Raw genomic sequence first — 20384 nt, 5'->3', positions numbered from 1 at the left:
GTATCCTAGCTGATCACTAATATACAGTGCTATTTCTTTATTTAATACTTGCTAAGGCTTCTTTAATTGGGGTATCTCCACCACTCATCTTAATAACTTTATCAATAGTATTATCAAATTTTAAGATATCGGCTAACGTTTTAGCAACATCTGGAATTGGATTTGGCTTTAGAACTCCTTTATCGAGACTAATTTTTCCAGTTCCTTCTTCTTCAACAAGGTTAGTTGGTTGTAAAATTGTATATTTTAAATTAGTATTGTAAATCAAATAATTATCGGCAAAATATTTGGCAATATCATAATTTAAAATTGATTTCAAACTTGGTATTTCTTCCCATTTTTCTGGTTCTAATGAGAAAAGAGAACTAAGCATTATGTAGCGTTTTATTCCTACTTTTTCAGCTGCTTGCATTGTCTTTACTGCACCAAAGGCATCAGTTTGTAACAAATCTTTACCACGTGAGCCTGCAGTAAAGTAAACCACATCGCTTCCTTCCATTAAATGTGCAATTTCATCAACACTTGCATGTAAATCTAGATGAACTCTAGCTACACCTGGCATTTCAATTATTTTATCTTCATGCCGAGCTCCAGCAACCACATCATATCCTCTTCCAACCAAATCTGAAATTAAATCAGTTGCAACTCGACCTGATCCTCCTGCTATAAATACTTGCTTTGTCATTTTAACTGTCCTTTCTTTATAGGTTTACGTTTATCTTAAAAGATTCACAATTAAATGTCTAAAAATTTATCTTTTATACAAAAAAGAAGCTATCACTCACATGATAGCTTCTTAATAATATATTACTTACGACGCTTTTCAGGGATTCTAGCTGCCTTACCGTGACGATCACGTAAGTAGTAAAGCTTAGCACGACGTACACGTCCTTGACGCTTAACTTCTACTTTAGCAACACGAGGGTCGTTAACTGGGAAAGTACGTTCAACACCAACACCTGATGAAATCTTACGTACAGTATAGGTAGAACTAATACCACTACCTTTTCTCTTAATAACAACACCTTCAAAAATTTGAATACGTTCGTGACTACCTTCAACAACACGTACGTGAACACGAATAGTATCACCAGGACGGAAGTCAGGTAAATCAGTACGGATTTGATCTTTAGTTAATTCTTGAATTAATGGATCCATTATATTTCTCTCCTTCTACGGCATTCATTCACACATCGTGTCAGCGGAATACCCATAACTCATGGCTTATGCCACAACAACTAGTCTAACAAACTAAAAAAGTTTGTAAATATTTATTTTTCGACTTCTGCTTTTATTTCCGCCAGCATCTCTTTTTCTTCCTTAGTTAACTCTTTTTTGGCCAACAAATCTGGTCGCCTTAAATAAGTAGCACGTAATGCTTCTTTATGGCGCCATTGGGCGATTTTTTGATGGTTACCTGATGTTAAAACTTCTGGAACTTTTTTACCTTCAAACTCTGCTGGACGAGTATATTGTGGATATTCTAATAGTCCATGTGAAAATGATTCATCTACTGGTGAGGCAGCATTTCCCAGGATTCCTGGCAACAAACGCACTGTGGCATCAATCATGCTCATTGTAGGTAATTCTCCTCCAGTTAGAACATAATCACCAATCGAAACAACTTCATCTGCTAAATCATATACTCTTTGATCGAACCCTTCATAATGACCACAAATAAAAGTTAAGTTTTCTTCTTGAGACCACTCTTGAGCAATTTCTTCATTAAAAGTCTTGCCCTGTGGTGCGGTAATAATTACTTTTCCCCTGTTTTCAAGTGAATCTAAAGCCTTTTTGATTGGCATAATTTGCAAAACCATCCCTGCTCCACCACCATAAGGGGTATCATCCACATGATGGTGAACATCAGTCGTAAAATTGCGGAAATTTACTAGATTTAAATCCCACTTTCCATCTTCTAGTCCACGTCCCAACATTGAAACTTGGAGTGGTGTAAACATGTCTGGAAATAACGTCAAAACATTAATTTTCATCGCGTAATCCTTCTAATAAAGTGACTTCAATACGTTTGTTAGGAAGATCAACCTTTTTAACAACAGAATGAATATTTGGAATCCAAAAACTTTTTCCGCTTTCCGGTTTAATCTCCCAAATGTCATTTGCGCCTGGAGTCTCAATATCATTGACAATCCCAAGTTTTGTGCCTGTTTCTTCATCATAAACTGGAAGTCCTAAAATATCTTTAAAGTAATAGCTTCCCTCTGGTAAGTCTTCTCGATCTTCATCAGCTACATAAAGCTTATGATGGCAAATTTTCTCAGCTTCATCAATATTCTTAATTTGTTTAAAGTAAATTAAATAAAATTGTTTATGCATCCTAACTGCTTCAACAGTTAATTCTTCCATTTTACCATCTAAGTCTACATATAGCCGACTTTCAGGAGCAAAACGTAATTCTGGAAAATCCGTAATTGCACTTACTTTAACTTCACCTTTTAAACCATGGGTAGTTAGGATTGTTCCTACTTCAAAATAATCATTCATTATTTAAACCCTCTTAATATTTAGATAACAAAAAAGTTTGGGACTGCTCCCAAACTTCTTATTAGTAATTACTTACCGTATTTTGCATCGTGGTATTTCTTCATTAAACCAGCTTTTGAAAGCATACTTCTTACAGTATCTGATGGTTGTGCACCCTTTTGAAGCCAGTCAAAAATCTTACCTTCTTCAAGTTTAACTTCTGCTGGGTTAGTAAGTGGGTTGTAGTAACCAACTTCTTCAATAAAACGACCATCACGTGGCATACGTGAGTCAGCTACAACAATACGATAAAAAGGTTTTCTCTTTGAGCCCATGCGGCGCATACGAATTTTAACAGACATTATATTTCCTCCTAAATTTCTTAACTTTAACAATATATCATAAAAAAAATAGTGTGTAAAGGTTTTTTACTTAACACTTTTAAGAATGAAATCTTTTTATTTTTTTCATGCGCTTCTTTTTATTCTTCTTAAACTTTTTACCCATTGATCTCATTGCCCGACGTGCCAATGGTGAATCCATTCCTGGTAAGCCTTCTAGACCTTTCATATTTCCTGAGGTCATTTTTTGCATCATATCTTTTGATTGTTTAAATTGCTTAATCATCCGGTTAACTTGAACAACTGGAAGACCAGACCCTGCAGCAATTCGACGGCGTCTTGAAGGATTTAAAATATCGGGATTCTCTCTTTCTGCCGGTGTCATTGAATAAACAATAGCTTTAATATGGGCAATTTCATTATCAGGAATATGAATATTCTTGAGTGCAGGATTATTCGCCATTCCTGGGATCATTTTAATTAACTGATCAATTGGGCCTAACTTTTGCACCTGTTCCATTTGATCGACAAAGTCATTAAAATCAAAAGTATTTTCACGCATTTTTTGCGCCATTTTTTCAGCTTCTTTGTCATCATAGTCCCGTTGTGCCTTTTCGATTAGCGTTAACATATCTCCCATTCCCAAGATACGTGATGCCATACGATCGGGGTGGAAGGTGTCTAACTCAGTTAACTTTTCTCCTTGACCAGTAAAAAGAATTGGTAGTCCTGTCACCGCTCTAATCGATAATGCGGCACCCCCACGAGTGTCACCATCAAGTTTAGTTAAGACTAATCCAGTTAAATCCAAATCTTGATTAAAACCTTCTGCAACTTTAGTAGCTGCTTGACCAGTCATTGCATCCACTACTAAAAGAGTGTTATCAGGTTTTGCGACCTCAGTAACTCTCTTTAATTCATCCATTAATTCTTGGTCAATTTCTAAACGTCCTGCGGTATCAATGATAATATAATCATTTTTATTTTTATCAGCTTCTTCAATACCATGTTTAACTATTTCAGCAACGTCTGAAGTGTTATCTTCACTATATACTGGAATATTTAGTGAATCACCAATTTGCTTTAATTGCTCAATTGCAGCTGGACGATAAATATCACCTGCGATTAACAAAGGACGAGCTTTTTCATTTTTAACTAAATAATTAGCTAATTTACCAACTGTAGTAGTCTTACCAGTACCTTGAAGTCCAACCATCATGATAATTGTTGGAATATGAGGAGATTTAGTTAGGCTTACTGCCTCTTCTCCCATCATCTTTGTTAATTCTTCATCAACAATCTTAATAATTTGTTGTCCGGGATTTAGACTTTCTTGAACTTCTTTACCTAAAGCTTCTTTTTTAATAGTTTTAATAAAATCTTTTACAACCTTGAAATTTACGTCTGCTTCTAAAAGAGCCAACCGAATCTCACGACTTGCCTTATTGATATCATCTTCTGAAATTTTACCCTTACCAGTTAAATTGCGAAGGGCCTTTTGTAATCTTTCACTCAGGTTTTCAAAAGCCATTTTTTACACCCCTAATTTTCGTAGTAATTTTTCTAAATTTTTTTCTGCTTGCTCTTTTTTATTACTTTTTAGGTCAATAGATATTTGAGAAACTAATTTACCCATTTCTACATATTCTTTTTGAAGATGGAGAGTATCTTCATACTTCTTCAAAGCCTTACTAGAACGCTTTAAATTATCATAGACTGCTTGCCGAGAGACGCTATGGTTTTCAGCAATTTCCCCCAAAGACAAATCATTATAATAATAATCTTCAAAATAATTCTGCTGACCTTTAGTTAATAGCTCACCGTAATAAGCATACAAATTGGCTAGCATTTCATTTTTCTCTAATTCATCCATATGTTTCACCTGAGATTAAGTATAGCAAAAATTCCTCCTCTTTCCTAACCTAATAAAAAAGAAGCTTCTCTACTTTAAATAGAAAAGCTTCTCTAATACGTTTTGTAATATTATTAAGCGTCTACTTCGTCAATGTCGATTACTACAACGTAAGCATTTGGAGTATCACTATTTGCTAAAATTTCCTTAGCAAATTCATCATCTTCATGAATAGTTGCAGTACCATCTACACGTACGGCGCTGTGGCTTGGAACATCTGCTGCAACAACAGCAACTTTTGAACCACGTTTAATATTTTCGTAAGCTGTTGACTTAGTTTTTTCAAGGTATTGTAATTGATGATCATTAATTGCAATCATTGAACCTTTAGGACCAACTTGTGGAGTTCCATCTTCATTAACTGTAGCCATGTAAGCTAAGTTGTCGTTAATTAAGCCTTGTTGTTCTGGGGTCAATTTGTTTGAATCTAATTTTTTCATAAAAAATCCTTCTTTCCACTTATTTATTATTAGTATACCCCTCTTTTAAAATCACTTCCATCTTTATGCTTACTTAATGACTAAAATTAATTTTTATTGCAATAATAATGGTATAATTTCTAATCATGGAGGTTATATTATGGAAAAAAGAAAAATTTTTACTATTATTCTATCACTCGGAATTGCAGTCGGTTTAACTGCATGCGGAAACTCAAAAAATAATTCTACTAATTCCACTCAATCTACTGCTTCGACCACTTCAAATAATTCACTAGAAAAATTACGTAAAAATTACGCTAAAATTCAAGTTGGTGAATTAAGTCAATTTGGGAATGGAGGCACTAGCTTACAAAAAACTAAACAATTGCTTGGTACTCCTTCTTCTCAAAATGATACTCAAATTCACAACATTGATGTTACATCTTACATCTGGAAACAAGGTAAAACAACGATTACTATTCAATTTCTAAATAATCATGCGGTTACTAAAAATATTACTGGTTTTAAATGGAACCGAAGCACTACCAACTTCACTTTAAAAGATTATAAAGCCTTAAAAAACGGTGATACTTATGCTAGCATTGTCCAAAAATATGGTGAACCTGATTTAGTTAATGAAAATCGCATTGTCAATACTATTACCTACACTGCTATGTGGCTAACCGGTGTTAAAGGACAAAATGCTAGCGTCACATTAATTTTCCATGATAATAAACTAACTAGCAAAACTGAAATTAATCTAGAATAAATTTAAACATATTATTTTATAGACATCCTCAAAATCAACTAATTTTTACAAAATAAGAGATCACCTAGAAAGTTATTTCCTAAGTGATCTCTTATTTTTTACTGCTATAAAACTACAGTTACAAAGCCAACTAAAGATTTTTATCCATATTGAAAGTCAATTTAGACATGTTAATGCTGTCAATAAACATTTGTCCCATTAATTTTTCGCTGTCTTCTTTAGTGTGAGCGACTGTCTTTTGGTTTTCTTTGGTTAAGTAATCTGTTAATTCTTTACCAGTTAGTGCCTTAGCATTATTAATAATTTCTTCTACACGGCCACGATAATACCGATTTAACTCCTCTAAATATTTAGTATCCAGTTGTACAAATTGAGGATAGTGGCTTTCTACTAAAGCTGCTAAGGACTTGTAATACCACCATGCATCATTACGATTATAGTTCATAGAAGTATTATTATATGATGGATCAGTATCATTCATATTGGTAAAGAATGGTACAAATGGAGTAAATGTTGGTCCTCCAATACATAACCACATTATTCCGGCCATTTCACTAGGTACATCTGATCTAATTTGTAAAATATGAGAATTCTGAGTTCTATTTAACCCAATAGGACGGAAGCGGTGCTTTTCTTCATCTGTTCCCTTTCCAAAAGGATCATAAGGAGTATCTTGATAATGAGAACCCAATAAGAATTCGATATCTTCTCTAGAAATCTTTTTATTAGCTTTTCTAATAAAAGGTATTTCTCCATCTTCAGGATCTTGCTCAATATCAGGATTAAAGTACTTTTGAATGTACCATTGACGACTAGTATTGTAGTGACGATCTTGTTCAGTATAAGTACCAAATATGTGGCGGAAATTCCAACCTTCAAGATCAGGATTTAAATGATATTTTTCTACAAATTCTTGGATCCCTTCACTCCACATAAAATTATCAGGATCATTAAAATCAACCTGCTGAATAGCAACGCGATTCCCAGTAGCTGCGTAACAATCATCTGGAATGCGTTGGGCTACCCAGTGGTGACCAGTTACAATCTCCATATACCAAACTTCATCTTTATCACTAAATAAAACTGAGTTTCCAGCTGGAGAACCGTACTTTTTAATTAGGCTTCCTAAACGTTTTACTCCATCACGAGCTGAATGAATATAAGGTAAAACTACAGTTTGCATGCAGTCTTCGTCAAGACCATCTTTTACTAAAGGATCAAAAGCTAAAGTTCTTTCATTACCATAAGTAGATTCAGTACAAGACATGGCAACATTCTCTTGGTTAATACCACTTTCATCATAGTAACCTTCTGTTTTATAGTCCACATTCGGTACTGCAGGAACCCGTTGAGAATCTTCAGGAAGTTCCATTTCAAATTTATTCAACCAAGATTTGATTTTTCTCCCCTTTTCACCTTTCACAGCGGGTTCAATAATAAAACGTTGTGGAGTAATTGGCTTAAAAGTATCATCATTACGAGCAATCATTGTAGAACCATCAATGGAAGCTTTTTTACCAACCAATATTGTTGTACATGCACTTAATTTCTTCATAAAATTTCTCCTTAAATTAATCCTTGGAACAAACCAATAGCAAATTTTTCAGCATCAAAATCTGCTAAATCATCTACCTTTTCTCCAAGCCCAACTAGTTTTACTGGTAAATCCATTTCATTGCGAATTGCTAAAACAACTCCACCTTTTGAGGAACCGTCTAACTTAGTAAGGACTAAGCCGGTCAATTTGGTCGTCTTATCAAAATCCTTAGCCTGTAATAATGCATTTTGTCCAGTTGAACCATCTAACACTAACAGTACTTCTTCTGGCTGTTCAGGTAAAATCTTTTTAATTGTTCTTTCGATCTTATCTAACTCATTCATCAAATTTACTTTATTTTGTAAACGTCCTGCAGTATCAACTAAGAGATAATCAACTCCCTTTTCTTGCGCTTGCTTTACCCCATCATAAACTACAGAAGCAGGATCTGCTTTTTCCTTACCAGTTACTACTTCAACGTTATCACGCTTACCCCATTCAACTAACTGTTCAACAGCACCCGCTCTAAAAGTATCAGCGGCTACCATCATCACTGTTTTTCCTGAATCTTTTATTCGCTTAGCTAATTTCCCAATTGTAGTAGTTTTTCCAGCACCATTTACTCCTACAAAAAGATAAACATTTGGCTTAGCATCTGGATTATAAGTAAGAGTAGAATTTTTACCTTCTCCTCCCTTATCATAAATATCCACTAGTTTTTCAACAATTACTTCTTTTAACTCATCGTGGCTTTTTGCTTTTTGAAGTTTAGCTTCATCTCTTAATGAATCAGTTAATTGTACAGCTGTCTCAAAGCCAACATCTGATTCAATTAACAGATCTTCTAACTCATCAAAAAATTCTTCATCAACTGAACGAAAACGAGCAAAGAAAGCATTAAGTTTTGCCCCAAAAGAAGAGTTGGTTTTTTTCAAACCACGATCATACTTTTCTTGATCTGTTTCTTTATCTTCTTCGTCTGGAGTACTTTCTTCTTCAATTTCATCCACTTCTATTGATTCTTCATTTGGATCAGCTGCAGCAGTTTCTTCAGAGATTAATGGAGACTCACTTTTCTCTTCTTCTCTAGCTTCTTCCTCAGTATCTGAAGAAATTTCTGTATTCTCTTGAGGCGCTATTTCTTCACTTTTTTCCTTATCCTCACTCTCTTGTTCAACTACTGGTGAAGTACTAGTTTGAGGTTTCTCTTCTTCACTAGTTGCAGAAACTTGGTCTGCTTCAGAGGAAGCCTCAGAGTGCTTCTCTTGCTCACTTTCTACAGCCTCTGACTTTAATTCTTGATTTTCTGGCTCTTGTGATACTGGCTCTTCACTTTTTTTCTTACCAAAAAGAGATTTTTTGATTTTATCAAATAGTCCCATTTATTTTTCCCCTTCTTCTCTTAACTCACTTAAAGATACGGATAAGACTTGAGATACACCTGACTCTTGCATAGTAACCCCATAAAGATTATCAGCCTTTTGCATGGTACCACGTCGGTGCGTAATGACGATAAATTGAGTGGCAAAATCATATTCATTTAAAAATTCAGCAAATCGACTAACATTAGCTTCATCTAACGCTGCCTCTACTTCGTCTAGAATACAGAAAGGAACTGGATTTACTTGGAGCATCGCAAATAATAGTGTAATAGCTGTTAAAGCTCTTTCTCCTCCTGATAATAAGCTTAAATTTTGTAATTTTTTGCCAGGAGGTTGAGCAATGATTTCGATTCCCGTTTCCAATAAATTATCTGGCTGTGTCAACATCAACCTTGCATTTCCTCCACCAAACATCATTGGGAAAATTTTTTCAAAACTCTTAGAAATCTCTTTAAAGGTCTTTTCAAAACGTATCTTAACTTCATCATCTAACTGACTCATTGAAGTTTCGATATTTTTCCGAGCTGTCAACAAATCTTCTTGCTGTCCATTTAAAAAATCATATCTACTTTTTACATCTTCATACTCTTCAATAGCTTGTAAATTAACAGGACCAATATCTTCTAGTGACATCTTATGCAGATGAATATCTTTTTCCAACTGTGCCTTGTATTCTTCCTTGTCAGGCTGTTTAACCAATTTTATTGCTGCTTCATAAGTTAAACCATAATCTTGGCGTAGTTGTGTTAAATAATGGTTCATCTTTTCAGAAATTTTTGCCTGTTCCACTGAAGTTTGCTCTTGCTCTAAAGCTGCATTTTTACGCAACTCATAATTACGATTAGCAATTGACTCTAAATTTCCAATTTGCGCTGTCAATTTTCCAAGATTTTCATTAGTCAAAATAAGTTTTTCATTAGCTTTTTGCTTATCTTGGTCTAACTGTTTCAGTTGGTTTCTAAGTGTCTTTACAACATCCGCTGCTACTGGGACTAATTGATCAATCTTTTCTGTCAAAACTTCAATTTGCTTATCTTTATTTTTAAGTTGTGTTTGTAATTGCTTTTGTTGCTCAATCAAATTTTCCTGTTTATTTTTTTCAACGGCGTATTGCGCTTTTAAATCACTAATTTCTTTTTGAAATTTATTATAAGCAGTATCAAAATCAGCCAGACTTTGCTTCATATCAGCCATTTCTTGTTTTTGAGAAGCAATTTTTTTACTTATATTACTCTCGTCATTTTTAATTTTCTCTAAATTTAGCTGAATTTTTTCTAACTCTTGGGCCTTTAATTTTTGCCCTTCATCTTGTTGTTTTTGAAGCAAGGTTAGCCGGTTAACTTCTTTTTTTTGACTTTGATATTCAAAATTACTCTGATTGTAAGCTTCACTTACTTTCCCTAAATCATCTGAAAAAGTGATAGTTTGTTGATTAGTTTTTTCAAGCTGACTATCAATTTCTGTAATAGATTGGGATAATTTTTTAAGCTTTTCTTTGATAGTTGCTACTTGCCTAGTTAACTTATCAATTTCGCTGTTTGTAGCAAGAGGAGAATTATTTCGCTGATTTTTTGCTCCACCTGTCATGGAACCACCAGGACTAATAATATCACCATCTAAAGTCACAATTCGATAGTAATTTCCAATCCGCTTTTGAACTCTTAAAGCCACTTCTAAGTTCTGCACAATTAAAACATTTCCTAGCAGATAGTTAATTGCATTCTTTAAATCATATTTAGAATTACTAGCAACTAAGTCACTAGCTACTCCTAGAAAGCCTTCTAGTCCTTCTAAAATTTTTAGAGTTGAAGTTGGGATTTTGTGTTGTCTTAATCCATCTAATGGTAAAAAAGTTGCTCGTCCACTATGAGTAGTCTTTAAGCGTCTAATAGCCAAGCGAGCACTCTCTTGATCAACAGCAACTAAATTTTGAACTCCACTTCCCAACGCAGTTGTCAATGCAGCTTGCAGCTTTTCTGGAAAAGTAATTAATTCTCCAATTACCCCAACTATCCCTGAAAAATCGTTCAGATGATTTAAAACATACTTAACTCCAAAGTAATATCCTTCATGCCGCTGCTGGAGACGTTTAAGAGCATCCACTTGTGCCTGATATTCATTTAAATGTGATAATAGCTCATTTTTTCGATTGGTTAAGTTATTGAGTTGCTGCTCAAATTTAACTTGGTCTTTCTTAATCTCTTCAACTTGTTTTTCAAGACTTTGCTTCTTATTTTGGAGTTTCTTGCCATGTTCTGCCAACTTAGCCAACTGGTTGTTAGCTTCTGCAAGTTTTGAAGTTAATTCTTTATTTTCGACTACTGAACTATTTTTTAATCTATCCTTTTCTTTTCGTAAATTAATTACTGCGTTATGAAGGTTAGCTTGCTCTTGTAAGTTTTCAATATAATCATTACGTAAATCATCTAAACGCTTATTTAAAGCCTCAGGATTATCAGAAAAATTCTCCTGTAGTTGATGAATCTTACTTTGTAAACTTTCTAAATTTTTAGCTTGGTTTACTGCTTGAACTTGTAACATTTCAGCTTTATTTTTTAAATTTTTCTTATTTGCTAAAAGTTCTTGCTTTTGTAAGCTATATTCTGCTTTTGTAGCTTCATTATATTTACTTGATTGTTGCTTAACCTGTAACTGAGTGTTTAAATCAGCTATTTTTTGAGTTAAATTTAAAACATTCTGTTGCTGAGTTTCCTTTTTGTCTTGTAATAGACTGGATTGGCTTTTTTTACCTTCTAACTCACTTTTAGATTTCTTAACTTCTTCATCTAGTTTCGTAAGCAGTTTATTATTTTTATCAGCTACTTTAGTAATTTCTTGTCGCTTGCGTTCTAATTGGTTCAAATTAATTGCAAGTAACTGCTTCATTTTTTCATCAAGTTGACTTTTTTGAAACTTATATTGCTTAGCAAGAGAACTTTGTTCAGCTAATGGCTCAACACGATCTTCTAATTCTTTGACTAAGTCATTAATTCGAATTAAGTTATCATTTGTTTTATCTAATTCTCTTAATGCAGCCTGTTTTTGTTGCTTAAAGTGAAGAACTCCTGCTGCTTCTTCAAACAAACTACGACGATCCTCTGGCTTAGAATTCAATATTTGATCAACTTTACCTTGAGAGATAATCGCTAAACTATCCTGAGACATCCCCATCTCGATAAAAAGATCACGGATATCACGCAAACGAACTTTATTATTATTAATTAAATATTCACTATCTCCATTTCGAAGAATCTTACGTGTAATACTTACTTCATCATTATTTATATTCAATTGATGATCATGATTATCAAAAATTAAGGTTACTTGTGCGGAATTTAATGGTGCTCTAAATTGACTACCTGCAAAAATAATATCTTTCATATTTTCGCCACGCAGTGATTTAGCTGATCCTTCACCCATTACCCAACGGATTGCCTCTGTAATATTACTTTTTCCACTTCCATTAGGTCCTACAATTCCAGTAATTCCTGAATTAAACTTAATTGTTGTCTTATCAGCAAATGATTTAAAGCCGTTAATAATTAATGCATCTAAAGGCAAACTCTCACCTTTTCCTCTTATATATTTTTTAATTCTTTCATTGCTGCTTGTTGCTCGGCTGCTTTTTTATTTCTACCCATTCCTTGAGTTTTAGCTACTCCATTAACAACAAGCTGTACTTTGAACATCGGTTTTGTTTCATCTTCTGCAATGACGTTGTATTTAATTTTAACTGGGCCATTCTTTTGAAGTTGTTCTTGCAATTCTGTTTTATAATCTCTTGAATCATCAAAATCACCTTCTGCAATCAATGGATAAACAGTTAAATGTAAAAAGTGCTGAACTGCAGGCATTCCTTGATCTAAAAATAGAGCGCCATTAAAAGCTTCAAAAATATCTTCTAACAACGTCTTTCTTTGCCGAGCACCTGATTTTTCTTCACCTTTACCCAGATTAACTGCCTGTGCAAAGCCTGCTTCTTTTGCAAATTCAGAAAATCCTTCTGTTCTTACAATATTTGAACGCAAACGAGTTAGTTCACCTTCATTTAACTTAGGAAAATGACGATATAAATAATCCGATACTGCAAGTTCTAAAACTGCATCCCCTAAAAACTCTAACTTTTCATAATTTCCTGACCCAGGATGTTCATTTTCATATGATGTATGGGTAAAAGCTTTTTCTAATAGCTTTTCATTATGAAAAACAATTCCATATTTTTCTTTGAGATTCTTTTTAAATTCTTCAGTAATCATTTATATGTCCTTTCTTTGTCAAATTAATTATACATTACTTTCAATAAAAAAAGGTCATCTCAAAAGAGGTGACCTTAAAAATTGCTAAATTTATATCTTTAGCTCTGATGATTTTGAATATATTCAACTGCTTCACCAACAGTTTGTAATTTTTCAGCATCTTCATCTGGAATTTCACTACCAAATGCATCTTCTAAATCCATGACAAATTCTACAAAATCAATTGAATCTGCATCCAAATCATTTTGAAAGTTAAGATTCATTGTAATTGTTGAGCGATCTACTTCAAAACGATCTGCAATCATATCAGCAATCTTATTAAAAATTTCTTCTTGACTCATAAAGATCCTCCTTTATGTTTACAACTATTATATCAAACTCTATTCTTGACTAAATTGTTTCTTTAACAAATCTATCAAATTTTGATCTAACATTTTATCAATTTGTACCAATGTGTAATAAATTGGTCGCTGATCAGAACGACCGTGAGTTTTAACAACTGGTGCATTTACTCCTAACAAAACTGCTCCACCATAGCGTGCAGTATCAAAACGAGATTTTAAAGCCTTTAAAGCAGGTTTTGCTAATAAAGCTCCTAGCTTTGCCTTAGTACCATTATTTAATAAGGCATCTTTTAACATTCCTAAGATCACGCTAGCTGTACCTTCAATTGACTTCAAAGCAGCATTTCCAGTAAAGCCGTCTGTTACAATTACATCAGCCTTACCTGTCATAATCTCATTTCCTTCAATATTACCAATAAAGTTTAAATCTGTCTCTTTTAAAAGCTTGTAAGCTTCTTGATGCAAAGCATCTCCCTTGTCATATTCAGCGCCATTATTTAAGAGAGCTACTTTAGGATTTTTAACGTTTCTAATTTTTTTAGCGTAAAAATTAGCCATTTCTGCCCATTGCACTAAATATTCTGGCTTACTTTGAGCATTTGCACCTACATCGATAATATTAAATCCTTGATCACCTTTTTTACTTGGCATGGTTGGCATTAACCCTGGGCGATTAACTCCCTTGATTCGCCCAATTATAAAAATTCCACAAGCAAGAAGTGCCCCAGTATTTCCTAAAGATAGAATTGCATCTGCTTGGCCTTCTTTAACTGCTTGGGCAGCTTTCACCATTGATGAATCCTTTTTTCTTCTGATTGCTTTTACTGGTTCCTCATCATCGGCAATTACTTCAGTAGTATTCACCAATTTAATTTGAGAATCTTCTTCTTTAAGATACTTTTTTATTTCTTCTTCATTTCCAAATAAAATAAACTGCGTATCTTTTAATTCCTTTTTTGCTCGTAATACTGCTTCAATAATTGCTTGAGGGGCATTTTCGCCACCCATTGCATCAATCGCAATTCTTTTCATAATTTTCACTTCAATCTATTTGTAACTTATTTAAATATTCTAACAGTTTCCTCAAAAAAATAAATTCTAGATTTTCTAATAAAGGATCAGATTTAATGATATTTTTAGCTTCATCGTGAGCAACTTTCAAGCTATTATAATCATTTACTACATCCCCTAATTTAAATTGGGGTAATCCAGACTGAGCCTTTCCAAAAATATCACCCTCACCCCGTAATTTCAAATCTTCTTGTGCCAAGGTAAAACCATCACTAGTTGAGGCAATAATTTTCATTCTCTTTTTAGCAACTTCATTTTTAGGGTCACTAATAAATACACAATAACTCGCTGTTTGTCCTCGTCCAATTCTACCACGCAACTGATGAAGCTGACTTAAACCAAAACGTTCTGCATTATAAATTACCATCATATTTGCATTTGGAACATCTACTCCAACTTCAATTACACTAGTAGTAACCAAAATATCAATTTTTTTCTGGACAAAATTATCCATAATATTATTTTTTTCTTCACCACTCATTTGTCCATGAAGTAAAACAACATTTTTATCTGGAAAATGTCTGGCAATTTGCTCTTGTAATTCTTCTGCATTTTTTAAATCACTACTTTCAGATTCATGAATTAAAGGAGTAACTGCATAAACCTGAAAGCCTTGAGCTAATTGCTTATTAATGAGATCATAAACCTCTGGTATTTTTTTACTTGTTACCCATTGAGAAGTAATGGGTTTTCGGCCTGCAGGAAGATGTCGAATTTCAGAAACATCCATTTCACCATATACTGTCAAAGCTAAAGTACGAGGAATAGGGGTGGCTGTCATTGCCAACAAATCTGGATTATTTCCTTTATTAATTAACACTTTTCGCTGATTTACCCCAAACCGATGCTGTTCGTCAATAATTACTAAGCCTAAATTCTTAAATTTAACAATTGGTTGAATCAAAGCATGGGTTCCAATAACAACATTAATTGTTCCATCAGCTAGTTCTTGATAAATTTCTTTTTTTTCTATTTCTTTAGTACTACCTGTAAGTAAGGCGACGCGAACTCCAAACTGCTGCAAGAGTTCATCGATCTTGTGAAAGTGCTGTTGAGCCAAAATTTCGGTTGGAACCATTAATGCAACTTGATAACCAGCCGTAATTGCCGCATAGATAGCAAAAACTGCTACTATGGTTTTTCCACTCCCTACATCTCCCTGGAGAAGCCGCTTCATCTGCTTAGTAGAATGTAAATCAGCGTATATTTCATTTACAACTTTCTTTTGATCTGCTGACAACTCAAAAGGTAATTTTTTTATCAATTCCCTAATTTCACGCAAATCATATTTTTTACTAATTCCTGTTTTCCCTTTACTTTCTTGCTCAGATAAAACTGCCAACTGCATTTGAAAGATAAAAAATTCTCTAAAAACTGCACTTCTTTTAGCTAACTTTGCAAGTTGGGGTGTTTTAGGGTGATGCATTTGCGAGACAAGTTCTTTATCATCAAGCAATCGATATTTTTTTCTAATGGAGGCTGGAATTATATCATCTACTTGAGGCAAATATTCACTCAACGCTTGATCAATCAATGATTGCAATTTTTTTTGACTGATATTTTTGTTAACGCCATATACTGCTGCCATTGAAGAATCATGTTCTTTTTTGGCAATAACTTTAATTCCACCCAAACTCTGACGTGCTTCATTATATTTGCCATATACAGCTATCTCATGTCCTGTTTTAATTATTTTTTGTAACCAATGCTGATTAAAAAAATTGACCATGATAATCTCATGATCAATTTTTAGTTTAAAACTAAGACGACTTTTATGACGCCCAAAATGGCTAACATATGGGTCGGTTACCACTAGTCCCTTTAAAACAATCTTTTGACCATCAATTGCTTGTTGTAATGGTGTGCTATCTAACGCCTCATACCGAAAAGGAAAATAGAACAATAGATCGTAAATACTATTGATACCTAAGCTCTGAAGTTGCTCTTTAGTTTTTTCTCCTACACCTTTTAAAGTGGTAACTGGCAAAAAGAGATCTGAGTTTTCATAATTTAGTTGCATCTTATTCAACCGAAACTAAGAAATAGTAAACTGGTTGTCCACCATCATGAATTTCAAATTCTAATTCATCATGTTTTGCTTCAAGTTGAGCTACAATTTCATTTGCTTGTTTTTTGGTAGCATCACTACCATAAATAACTGTGATAATTTCACTATCTTCATCAAGCATTTTCTCAATCATTTCAACAGTAGTAGCAATTAAATCTGGATTATCCACTTTAATGTTTCCATCAATGATTCCTAGATAGTCATCTTTCTTAATTTGGACATCATCAATTTCCGTATCACGAATTGCACGTGTTACTTCTCCAGAAACTACTGCATCTAAATCTTCTGACATAGCTTCAACATTTTCTTCAACACTTGCTTCTGGGTTGAAAGAAAGCATCGCAGTTAAACCTTGAGAAATAGTTTTTGTTGGGACAATTCCCACTGGAATATCGCATACTTCAGCTGCTTGTTTAGCTGCCATTACAATATTTCCGTTATTAGGTAAAACAATCGCCTTTTTGGCACCAGACTTTTGAATCGCATCAATAATATCTTGAGTTGAAGGATTCATGGTTTGACCACCAGAAATAATTCGATTTACACCTTCACTCTTGAATAATTCTCGAATTCCATGTCCTGAAGCTACTGCAATAACAGCAAAATCAACTGCTTCTTCTTGTTCTTCGTTATTTTCAACAATAGTTTCGTGTTGGATACGCATATTATCAATTTTAATTTTACCTAATTCACCAAATTGACTACCATATGCAAAAACTTCACCAGGATGTTCAGTATGAACGTGTACTTTAGCAACTTCACCATCAGAAACTGCTAAAAGAGAATCACCTAGTTCAGACAAATGCTTTCTAAATTCATCCAAATCGAACTTTTTCTTATTAGGTACTTCGGCCTGTAAATCTACCATAATTTCAGTACAGTAACCATTGACAATATCACTTGTTGATAATTGAACTTGAGCAGCTTCAGCTTGGTGGTGAGCTGCGTTAATTAACTCATCCATTTCAAAATTATCAAGTTGATACTCTTCAGAATCCTTTTCTCCAAGTAATCCTTCTAAAAAGCCTTGGTAGATGAAAACTAATCCTTGACCACCTGAGTCAACTACACCAACTTGTTTTAAAACCGGTAACATTTCAGGAGTTTCTTGAAGTGCCTTTTTTGCACCAGCTACTACTGCTTCCATTACTTCAACTGCATCATCAGTTTCTTTTGCCTTTTTTGCACCTTCTTCAGCACCAACACGTGCTACTGTTAAAATAGTACCTTCCACTGGCTTCATAACTGCTTTATACGCAGTCGCTACCCCATTTGAAAAAGCATCTGCTAAATCTTGTGCAGAAAGTGTTTGTTTATTTTCTGCAGCTTTATAAAAACCACGGAATAATTGGGAAGTAATAACACCTGAATTACCACGTGCTCCCATTAACATTCCTTTAGCTAAACTTTCAGTTAATTTCCCCACTACATCACTTGGATCTTCATTAACTGCTTTAGCTCCGTTTTCAACTGTAAGTGTCATATTAGTACCAGTATCTCCATCTGGCACTGGAAAAACATTTAATTTATCAACAAATTCTGAGTTTTTACTTAAACGGTGGGTTGCTGCACGCACCATATCCTTAAAATTTTGACCATTTATTTCTGTTAAAACCACAATCACTTAACCCCTTTGATTATTCATCTAAAATCTTAACACCTTGTACAATTACGTTAACAGATTTTGCATTAATACCTAATAGGTTCTTTAAATTATACTTTACACTATCTTGAACATTGTGACTTACTTCAGAAATCTTTAAGCCATAACCCACAATAATATATACATCGACTATTATTTCGTTATCTTTAGATTTAATGACGACCCCACGACGGTAATTAGCATGGTTTAAAATAGTTAACGCACCATCACGAAGTGCATTTTTTGAAGCCATCCCAACTACTCCGTAGTTTGAAGTAGCTGCTCCTCCTACTACTGTGGCAATGACATTATTTGAAATATCAATCATACCTAATTTTGTTTTAATTTTTACTGCCATTTTACTTTCCTCCATTACTGAAGAATAAATATACTTGTTCTTATTTTAACATAGCTACAATCTTGTTCAACATAGTTAAGTCTTTTCCAAAGAGTTTTCTCAAGAAAAACTCTATAAAACATTGCAATATAGCTAAAGCTGTGATAAATTAAATAAGTACTATGATATAATTACAAATTAAAGGAGGGTTTAGCAAAATGGCAAAAGACATTATTACTGGCCGCAAGACGGTCTTTGGTAACAAGCGTTCAAAGGCTTTGAACTCCGTGCGGCGTTCATGGAAGCCAAACCTTCAAAAAGTTCGCATTCTTGTTGACGGCAAGCCAAAACGTGTATGGGTTTCTGCACGTGCTTTGAAGTCAGGTAAAGTTAAGCGTGTATAATGAAGATTAAAGTCCACCAGATTTCATTCTGGTGGATTTTTTATATAAAAAATAAGAGGATATTCTCAAATACCCTCTTAGCTAAAAAATCTTTTCTCATCTCGACTATAAATAGCAATTACTATTCCTTTTTTTAGAGAAATTTTAATTGCTTTTTTTGACCGCAAAAACTCATTTGATGAGAACATTTGTGGCACTTTACTTGAAAAGTCACTTAATTCATAGCGAGCATCTTTAATTTCAAAATCTTCGACCGGAGTTAAATTTCCAAACCCAATATAGTTATACCCTTCTTGATAAGGAAACTGCGTCTTCCCAGTCTTGCAGAAATAAATTATATTCTGTTTATCAACTAAACTAACTTTATTGAGATATTCTTGCAAAGGTGAGTGTAGAAAAGTAAATAAATTTACTAGCAAATGATCAATTCTGCCACCAGTTGCCCCATATATTTCTAAATTATCTACTTGATATTCTTGTAGAGCAGTTACTAATAGTTGTTCTGAATCTGTATAATCTTTAACTGGATTAGAAAAACGTACATCTGGAATATTTTCCAGGGTACGTTTTTTTTCGTTCTTTTTAATTGAATCAAAATCTCCCACAGCTACATCAGGAGTAAGTCCCCATTGTTTTAAAATCAATGTTCCCCGGTCACCACTAAAAATTAATTTATTTTTTTTACGTGCTTTTTCAAATCGCTCTTTGATGTTTTGAGGCCATTGCTCTCGGGGACCTCCTAATAATGCTATTGCTTCCATTAATTAGCTGCCTTTTCTAATTTTTGGATTTGTTGCTTAATGGGACCTTTTTTAAAGATATAAGAACCTGCTACAAAAATCTTTGCGCCAGCTTCTTTTACCTTTTTAATGGTCTGATCATCAATTCCACCATCAACTTCAATTGGTATCTCTAGATTATTTTCTTTTATCATCTGATAAATTCTTTTAACTCTGGCTGGCGTTTCTTCATTAAAACTTTGTCCTCCAAATCCCGGCTTAACACTCATTACCAAAATTTGATCAACTTTATTTAAATAAAGCTGGAGTTCTTCTACTGGAGTTTCAGGAGAAATTGCTAAGCCTGCTTTTACATGATGAGCATGTAAATAATCTAACCATTCTTCTACTTTATCAGTTGCTTCAAGATGAAATTCAATTAAATCTGCCCCTGCTTCTACAAATAAAGGAATAGTTACTGATAAATTATTACTCATTAAGTGTACTTCAGCGGTTAACTTAGGAAATTCCTTTTTAAAAGCCAACACTAATTCAGGACCATAAGATAAATTGGGCACAAAATGACCATCCATAATGTCAAGATGAAACCGCGTGATCCCATTATCGGCAGCTTCTTGAATTTCTTCCCCTAACTTCATATTATTTGCATTTAAAATTGATGGTGCTATCATCACAAAC

21 protein-coding genes are annotated in these 20384 nt (G+C 33.8%); 2 read left to right on the top strand and 19 right to left on the bottom strand.

Annotated elements, in window-relative coordinates:
* Positions 1–37: 37 nt before the first annotated feature.
* From FP433_RS03270 to FP433_RS03235, 8 genes are all read right to left on the bottom strand, one after another.
* Positions 38–685 carry an NAD(P)H-binding protein gene (locus tag FP433_RS03270; protein ID WP_265487141.1) on the bottom strand — a complete coding sequence of 216 codons (648 nt, stop codon included), beginning with the start codon at positions 683–685 and terminating at the stop codon, positions 38–40.
* A 122-nt stretch (positions 686–807) separates the two neighbouring features.
* Positions 808–1158, bottom strand: a complete 351-nt coding sequence (gene rplS, locus FP433_RS03265; protein ID WP_265487140.1) for a 50S ribosomal protein L19 — start codon at positions 1156–1158, stop codon at positions 808–810.
* A 113-nt stretch (positions 1159–1271) separates the two neighbouring features.
* Positions 1272–1994 (bottom strand): tRNA (guanosine(37)-N1)-methyltransferase TrmD, encoded by a 723-nt coding sequence (trmD, locus tag FP433_RS03260; RefSeq protein WP_265487139.1) that lies wholly within the window; start codon positions 1992–1994, stop codon positions 1272–1274.
* Complete coding sequence (gene rimM, locus FP433_RS03255; RefSeq protein WP_265483055.1) at positions 1984–2505, bottom strand: ribosome maturation factor RimM; 522 nt, start codon at positions 2503–2505, stop codon at positions 1984–1986. The genes trmD and rimM overlap by 11 nt, the downstream gene beginning before the upstream one ends.
* A gap of 68 nt (positions 2506–2573) precedes the next feature.
* A complete protein-coding gene (rpsP, locus tag FP433_RS03250; protein ID WP_265483057.1) occupies positions 2574–2846 on the bottom strand; it encodes a 30S ribosomal protein S16 in 273 nt (90 codons plus the stop codon).
* A 79-nt stretch (positions 2847–2925) separates the two neighbouring features.
* A complete protein-coding gene (gene ffh / locus FP433_RS03245; RefSeq protein ID WP_265487138.1) occupies positions 2926–4356 on the bottom strand; it encodes a signal recognition particle protein in 1431 nt (476 codons plus the stop codon).
* Positions 4357–4359: 3 nt separating this feature from the next.
* Positions 4360–4698: a YlxM family DNA-binding protein gene (ylxM, locus tag FP433_RS03240; RefSeq protein WP_265487136.1), complete on the bottom strand. Its 339-nt coding sequence runs from the start codon at positions 4696–4698 to the stop codon at positions 4360–4362.
* A 113-nt stretch (positions 4699–4811) separates the two neighbouring features.
* A complete protein-coding gene (locus FP433_RS03235; RefSeq protein WP_265483060.1) occupies positions 4812–5177 on the bottom strand; it encodes a pyridoxamine 5'-phosphate oxidase family protein in 366 nt (121 codons plus the stop codon).
* A gap of 139 nt (positions 5178–5316) precedes the next feature.
* On the opposite strand from FP433_RS03235, the gene FP433_RS03230 reads away from it, so the two are divergent.
* Positions 5317–5925 (top strand): DUF3862 domain-containing protein, encoded by a 609-nt coding sequence (locus FP433_RS03230; protein ID WP_265487135.1) that lies wholly within the window; start codon positions 5317–5319, stop codon positions 5923–5925.
* 130 nt (positions 5926–6055) lie between these two features.
* Here FP433_RS03230 and FP433_RS03225 read toward each other — a convergent pair whose 3' ends face one another.
* From FP433_RS03225 to FP433_RS03185, 9 genes are all read right to left on the bottom strand, one after another.
* Positions 6056–7480: a C69 family dipeptidase gene (locus FP433_RS03225; protein WP_265487133.1), complete on the bottom strand. Its 1425-nt coding sequence runs from the start codon at positions 7478–7480 to the stop codon at positions 6056–6058.
* An 11-nt stretch (positions 7481–7491) separates the two neighbouring features.
* Entirely contained in the window at positions 7492–8844 is a 1353-nt protein-coding gene (ftsY, locus tag FP433_RS03220; protein WP_265487132.1) for a signal recognition particle-docking protein FtsY, read from the bottom strand.
* Entirely contained in the window at positions 8845–12405 is a 3561-nt protein-coding gene (smc, locus tag FP433_RS03215; RefSeq protein WP_265487130.1) for a chromosome segregation protein SMC, read from the bottom strand.
* 17 nt (positions 12406–12422) lie between these two features.
* The gene (gene rnc / locus FP433_RS03210; protein WP_265487129.1) at positions 12423–13100 is read right to left on the bottom strand and encodes a ribonuclease III; all 678 of its coding nucleotides are present in this window, start codon (positions 13098–13100) and stop codon (positions 12423–12425) included.
* A 98-nt stretch (positions 13101–13198) separates the two neighbouring features.
* Positions 13199–13441, bottom strand: coding sequence for an acyl carrier protein (acpP, locus tag FP433_RS03205; RefSeq protein ID WP_265483069.1), 243 nt, complete (start codon positions 13439–13441; stop codon positions 13199–13201).
* A gap of 39 nt (positions 13442–13480) precedes the next feature.
* A complete protein-coding gene (gene plsX / locus FP433_RS03200; protein ID WP_265487127.1) occupies positions 13481–14476 on the bottom strand; it encodes a phosphate acyltransferase PlsX in 996 nt (331 codons plus the stop codon).
* 10 nt (positions 14477–14486) lie between these two features.
* Complete coding sequence (gene recG, locus FP433_RS03195; protein WP_265487126.1) at positions 14487–16535, bottom strand: ATP-dependent DNA helicase RecG; 2049 nt, start codon at positions 16533–16535, stop codon at positions 14487–14489.
* A 1-nt stretch (position 16536) separates the two neighbouring features.
* Positions 16537–18201 carry a DAK2 domain-containing protein gene (locus FP433_RS03190; protein WP_265487125.1) on the bottom strand — a complete coding sequence of 555 codons (1665 nt, stop codon included), beginning with the start codon at positions 18199–18201 and terminating at the stop codon, positions 16537–16539.
* A 19-nt stretch (positions 18202–18220) separates the two neighbouring features.
* Complete coding sequence (locus tag FP433_RS03185) at positions 18221–18583, bottom strand: Asp23/Gls24 family envelope stress response protein (RefSeq protein ID WP_265483076.1); 363 nt, start codon at positions 18581–18583, stop codon at positions 18221–18223.
* Positions 18584–18780: 197 nt separating this feature from the next.
* Here FP433_RS03185 and rpmB point away from each other — a divergent pair, with 197 nt between their 5' ends.
* Entirely contained in the window at positions 18781–18966 is a 186-nt protein-coding gene (gene rpmB / locus FP433_RS03180; RefSeq protein WP_004895337.1) for a 50S ribosomal protein L28, read from the top strand.
* Between the two features lie 77 nt (positions 18967–19043).
* On the opposite strand, the gene FP433_RS03175 is transcribed toward rpmB, so the two are convergent.
* Together FP433_RS03175 and rpe are read right to left on the bottom strand one after the other, a co-directional pair.
* Positions 19044–19727 (bottom strand): thiamine diphosphokinase, encoded by a 684-nt coding sequence (locus FP433_RS03175; protein ID WP_265487123.1) that lies wholly within the window; start codon positions 19725–19727, stop codon positions 19044–19046.
* A complete protein-coding gene (gene rpe, locus FP433_RS03170) occupies positions 19727–20377 on the bottom strand; it encodes a ribulose-phosphate 3-epimerase (RefSeq protein WP_265487121.1) in 651 nt (216 codons plus the stop codon). Before rpe ends, FP433_RS03175 begins: the two co-directional genes overlap by 1 nt.
* Between the last annotated feature and the right edge of the window lie 7 nt (positions 20378–20384).

Origin of the sequence: Lactobacillus sp. PV012 (assembly GCF_014522325.1) — a bacterium.
Classification (GTDB): Bacteria; Bacillota; Bacilli; order Lactobacillales; family Lactobacillaceae; genus Lactobacillus.
This window is presented reverse-complemented; position numbering and strand designations above follow the sequence as displayed.